This window comes from Metabacillus fastidiosus NBRC 101226 (assembly GCF_001591625.1).
Taxonomy (GTDB): domain Bacteria; phylum Bacillota; class Bacilli; order Bacillales; family Bacillaceae; genus Metabacillus; species Metabacillus fastidiosus.
On the sequence record NZ_BCVG01000167.1, the window covers coordinates 1 to 5,729 of the forward strand.

A 5,729-nucleotide genomic window follows, 5' to 3' on the forward strand; every position below is an offset into this window, starting at 1 on the left:
CTGATAGAAGTTTCACTTTATTGTGCTGATTTTTCAGCCCAGTCTTCAATGTCCCATACTTTTGTTACCCAGTCTTCGTAGAAGTCAGGTTCATGGCAGACGAGGACAACTGTCCCTTTATATGCTTTGATCGCACGTTTTAGCTCTTCTTTTGCAACGATATCCAGATGGTTTGTCGGCTCGTCAAATAATAACCAGTTGCTTTCATTCATTTGCAGCTTACATAATCGCACCTTTGCTTGCTCTCCACCGCTTAATTGGCTTAATGGACGAGAGATATGTTCATTTTTTAATCCAGCACGTGCAAGTAATGCTCGTACTTGATGTTGATCAAGGCTTGGGAATGCATTCCAAACATCGTCAATTGGTGTAATACTCTCCGCTTTTACTTCCTGTTCAAAGTAGGATGGATATAAAAAGTCACCTTGAACAGCATTGCCGCCAAGAGGTTTAATCTTTCCGAGAATTGTCTTTAATAATGTCGATTTCCCGATACCGTTACAGCCGACAATTGCAATTTTTTCTCCGCGTTCAATTGTCATAGTCAGCTTTGGTAGAAGAGGTTCATTGTAGCCGATTTCTAAATCTTTTCCTTCAAATACATAACGACTGCTGGCGCGTGACTCTTTAAATTCAAATGTTGGTTTCACAGCAGTTTCCGGTCTGTCGATACGTTCCATTCGATCAAGCTGCTTTTGACGGCTTTTCGCACGGCCTGTCGTTGAATAGCGAGCCTTATTTTTTGAAATAAAGTTTTCTTGCTTTTTAATGAATTCCTGCTGCTTTTCATATGCATTAATATGCTGATTTTTATTTATCTCTGCCAGCTCTAAAAACTTCTCATATGTTGCTGTATAGCGGTTCATTCTAGAAAATTCTAGATGGAAAATAACATTTGAAACGCCATTCATAAATTCTGTATCATGTGAGATTAGAATAAAAGCATGTGGATATTCTTTTAAGTAATGGCTCAGCCAGCGAATATGCTCCACATCAAGGTAGTTTGTCGGCTCGTCAAGCAATAGCACGTCAGGCTGTTCTAAAAGAAGTTTAGCCAATAATACTTTTGTTCTCTGTCCGCCACTTAATGCTGCTACATCACGCTCAAGGCCAATTGCATCTAAACCAAGACCGCGAGCTGTTTCTTCAATTTTAATATCAAGATTATAGAAGCCGCCAGCATCGAGACGGTCTTGGATAACAGCCATTTTCTCCAATAGCTCCTCAAGCTCTTCAGGAGTCGCAGTTGCCATTTTCTCTGTCACTTCATTTAATTGTTTTTCCTGTTCGAATAAAGGAAGGAAGGCATCGCTTAATATATCGCGTATTGTCTTACCAGGTGTTAAAATTGTATGCTGATCAAGATAGCCATATTTAACACCGGGAGTCCATTCCACACGGCCGGTATCATGGATAAGCTGATTTGTAATGATATTCATAAGTGTTGATTTACCGACACCATTTGCCCCGACTAATCCAACATGTTCGCCTGCCAGAAGGCGCAATGAAACATCTTTAAATAAAGTGCGGTCTCCAAAGCTGTGACTTAAATTATCTATAGAAAGTAACATATATATTAAACCTCCATTATTTGCAATAATTATTGTGCCATTCTCTATTAAAACATTTTTTAGTCCGCTCATACTACTGTTTTTTTCTGCATGTTACTAAGCTTTTTAATATATGAAGGAATTTACTATTAAAATAAAAGAGACTGAAATCCGGAGAAGATTTCAGTCTCACATTATTATTTAAAATTAAGCTCTTGCTGCTGCAACTTTAGCTTTTTCTTCCGCGCGGATACTGTGTAAAAGTGGTTCAGTGTAACCGCTTGGCTGTTCAGTACCTTTGAAAATAAGTTCGCAAGCTGCTCTGAATCCGTTTGACTCATCGAAGTTTGGAGCCATTGGACGATATTTAGGATCATCGCTGTTTTGCTCGTCCACAACTTTAGCCATACGTTTAAGTGAATCCATTACTTGCTCTTCTGTGCACACGCCGTGGTGTAACCAGTTAGCTAAAAGTTGGCTAGAGATTCTTAATGTTGCACGGTCTTCCATAAGTCCGATATTGTTAATATCAGGAACTTTAGAAGCTCCTCTACCTAATTCAACCCAACGAACAACATAGCCTAAAATACCTTGGCAGTTATTGTCTAATTCTTGTTTAATTTCTTCAGCTGTCCATTGTGGATTTTCAGCTAAAGGAATTTGAAGAATTTCATCACGATAGTCTTTAGTGTCTGATTTTAATGCATTTTGCACATCAATAACATTTGTTTGATGATAATGTAATGCATGTAATGCAGCAGCAGTAGGTGATGGAACCCAAGCAGTATTCGCACCAGCTTGTAATTGTGCACCTTTTTGCTCAAGCATCGCTTTCATAAGATCAGGCATTGCCCACATACCTTTACCGATTTGTGCATGGTTTTGTAAGCCAGTAAGTAAGCCGTTTTTCACATTGTTTTTCTCATAAGCTTGAAGCCATGTTTGAGATTTCATATCACCTTTACGAACGAAAACTCCAGCTTCCATAGAAGTATGCATTTCATCACCAGTACGGTCTAAGAAACCAGTGTTAATGAATACAACACGTTCTTTAACAGCATGGATACAATTTTTTAAGTTTACGCTAGTACGGCGTTCTTCGTCCATAACACCGATTTTAAGAGTGTTTCTTTCTAAACCAATATAGTCTTCAATACGATTGAAAAGTTTGTTAGCGAAAGCAACTTCTTCTGAACCGTGCATTTTCGGTTTAACGATATAGATTGATCCTGTTGTTGAATTTTGGAATTTACCATGTTTTAGTACATCATGTTTAGCGATTAAAGCAGAAACCATACCATCCATAATTCCTTCAGGAACTTCGTTTCCGTTACGGTCTAAAATCGCATTAGATGTCATTAAATGACCAACGTTACGGATGAATAGAAGAGAACGTCCAGATAATGTTAATTCTCCGCCTTCAGGTGTGTTGTAAACGCGGTCAGGATTAAGTGTTCTTGTAACTGTTTTGTCGCCTTTTTTAAATGAAGCAGCAAGATCACCTTTAATTAAGCCTAGTAAATTGCTGTATACATGTGTTTTATCTTCTGCATCAACAGCAGCGATTGAATCTTCGAAGTCCATAATCGCTGTAAGAGCAGCTTCGATAAGAATGTCTTTCATATGTGCGTTGTCTGTTTTACCGATGTTATGATTTTCATCAAATTGAAGTTCGAAATGTGAACCGTTATCTTTAATTAAAACAGCAGAAGGATTTTCTTCTGATCCATTGAATCCTACAAATTTTTCAGCCTGTTTTAGACCAGTAGTTTCACCATTGTTAAGTTCAACAGCTAATTTACCGTCAACAACTGAATATTTTACAGCATCTTTATGTGATCCGTTTGCTAAAGGAACAGCTTGATCAAGGAAATTTTTCGCGAATTCAATAACTTTTGCACCGCGTTTTTCATTATAGCCTTTACCTTGTTCAGCGCCGTCTTCTTCGCTGATCGCATCTGTACCGTATAAGGCATTATAAAGACTGCCCCATCTAGCATTAGCGGCATTAAGTGCATAACGTGCATTATCAACAGGTACAACTAATTGCGGTCCTGCTTGTGATGTAATTACTTCATCTACTTTACTAGTAGTAACTTTAAAGTCTTCAACTTCAGGCTCTAAATAACCGATGCTTTCTAAGAATGATTTATACTCGCTGAACTCAAAGTTTCCTTTGTGCTCTCTGTGCCAGTCGTCAATTTTCTTTTGAAGCTCGTCCCTTTTTTCTAAAAGCGCTTTGTTCTCTGGTGCAAGCTCATCAATTAATTTCTCAAAATTTGCCCAGTAATCTTCTACAGTTACTCCACTTTCAGGAATTACTTGTGTGTTAACGAAGTTGTAAAGTACCTCGGCAACTTGTAGACTTCCTGTTTTTACATAGTTTGTCATTTGGATACCTCCAGTATATTAGTTGAAAATTTACGAAAGATTTGATACATGCTTATGTAACGCTTAAAATAAAAGAAAGTATATACGTAGTTTTACATCATTTTACTAAAAACTATTCGCACTTTTCATTTTATAAAAGTTTAACTATATTGAAAAATATATTTTTTGAATAGGCATTATGCCTTTTAGCTATAGATGTATAGGGAATAGTTTGTTCTACCCTCACTGTATTAAATCTAAGCTCGTTTTGCAAATAAAGCAAGGCAGATTACTTTATAACATATATAAAGTTCGATTATGGTAGTTATATACGATCTGAAATTACTGATGGTTATGAATAACTTATTTAATATAGAGATTATAAATTTGGAAGCGAGTGAATATATCGTGGATATCCGGCATCTAGAATATTTTTCAGAAGTTGCAAAACATTTAAATTTTACTAAAGCAGCTGCAGTTCTGCATATTTCACAACCATCTTTAAGTAAAGCAATTAAAAATTTGGAAGAAGAATTAGGAGTGCCCCTCTTTTACAGATCTTCTAAACAGATGGAATTAACAGACGCTGGGAAAGCTGTGTTAGTAAACGCAAGAAAAGTGATTGATGGATTCAAGAATCTTACTTCTGAATTAACAGATGTGATAGAGCTGAAAAAAGGGGAAATTAGGATTGGAATATCACCGACTATCGATGCAACTTTCTTTTCTAAATTAATTGGTGATTTCAAAGAAGCTTATCCTTTAGTAAAACTTATTTTAACAGAGGTTGGTACGAAAACAATAAAACAAGGGATAGATGATGGTTCACTTGACGTCGGATTCATATCTAAAAATTTTCCGATTCAAAAAGAATTTTTAAACATGATTGATTTGTATAAAGATCCATTGATGTTAATCGTACATAAGAACCATCCTTTAGCTTTAAAAGAGGAAATTGACTTTTCTGACTTAAAAACAGAACCTTTTATTTTGTATCAAAAAACATTTTCTCTTTTTGACCGTATTATAGAGCGTTGCACGAAGAAGGATTTTTATCCGAATATTATATGTGAAAGCTCCCAAAAAGACTTTATGATCGAGTTAGTAGAGACAAATTTAGGAATCGCCTTACTGCCAAAAAGGATCTGTAAGAAGATTTACAGTAAAGATATAATTGCTATTCCCTTTAAAAAGAGTCAGGAAATCAATTTGGAGCTTGCGATGATTTGGAAAAAAGATAAGTATATACCTTTTGCTGTAAGTGAATTTATTTCAATGTCTGAGAAAGTTCTTTAATAGAAAGTCAAATTGATTAAAGAGAAGGGAATACAGAGTGCATCACTTTATATATAGAAAGAAAATAAGCATATGATGAATTATAGAAAAAAATAATTAGTTTCTAAATGATAGTACTATAACGTGAGTTTTTTATGCAGTCAGTTATTGATCAGCAGATAAAAGAGTCTCTTTTTTTAGAACAAGCATTAAGTTAAACATTTCTGCCATATATTAATTTATCCTTAGCATCTAAGAAAGGATTATAGTATATGGAATAGCAGAGGCTGAACTGGTTTTAGTTGTTTTTAAAATTTTGTTGACATATGTAATGAATCGGAGTAGTATAGGAATTCCCCGCTGAGAGAAAATGATTTTAAGAAAAAATTTTCCCTTTCAGAAAAGAATTTAGGGGTTTACAAGATTACTTATTTTTGATAAGATGTAATCCTGTCCTTAACGCAAATGAAATTATGTTCAAAAACAATTTCGAAAAAAGTTATTGACAAAGGAATAAGGAAATGTTACGATGGT

General features: G+C 35.5%; 3 protein-coding genes. 1 reads left to right on the forward strand and 2 read right to left on the reverse strand.

The features are described 5' to 3' along the window. Positions 1-17: 17 nt before the first annotated feature. Together BFA01S_RS20695 and BFA01S_RS20700 are read right to left on the reverse strand one after the other, a co-directional pair. Positions 18-1,571: an ABC-F family ATP-binding cassette domain-containing protein gene (locus BFA01S_RS20695; protein ID WP_066235407.1), complete on the reverse strand. Its 1,554-nt coding sequence runs from the start codon at positions 1,569-1,571 to the stop codon at positions 18-20. Between the two features lie 186 nt (positions 1,572-1,757). Then, the gene (locus BFA01S_RS20700; RefSeq protein WP_066235409.1) at positions 1,758-3,941 is read right to left on the reverse strand and encodes a malate synthase G; all 2,184 of its coding nucleotides are present in this window, start codon (positions 3,939-3,941) and stop codon (positions 1,758-1,760) included. Positions 3,942-4,328: 387 nt separating this feature from the next. Here BFA01S_RS20700 and BFA01S_RS20705 point away from each other — a divergent pair, with 387 nt between their 5' ends. Beyond that, a complete protein-coding gene (locus BFA01S_RS20705; protein ID WP_066235410.1) occupies positions 4,329-5,216 on the forward strand; it encodes a LysR family transcriptional regulator in 888 nt (295 codons plus the stop codon). The last annotated feature ends 513 nt before the right edge of the window (positions 5,217-5,729 follow it).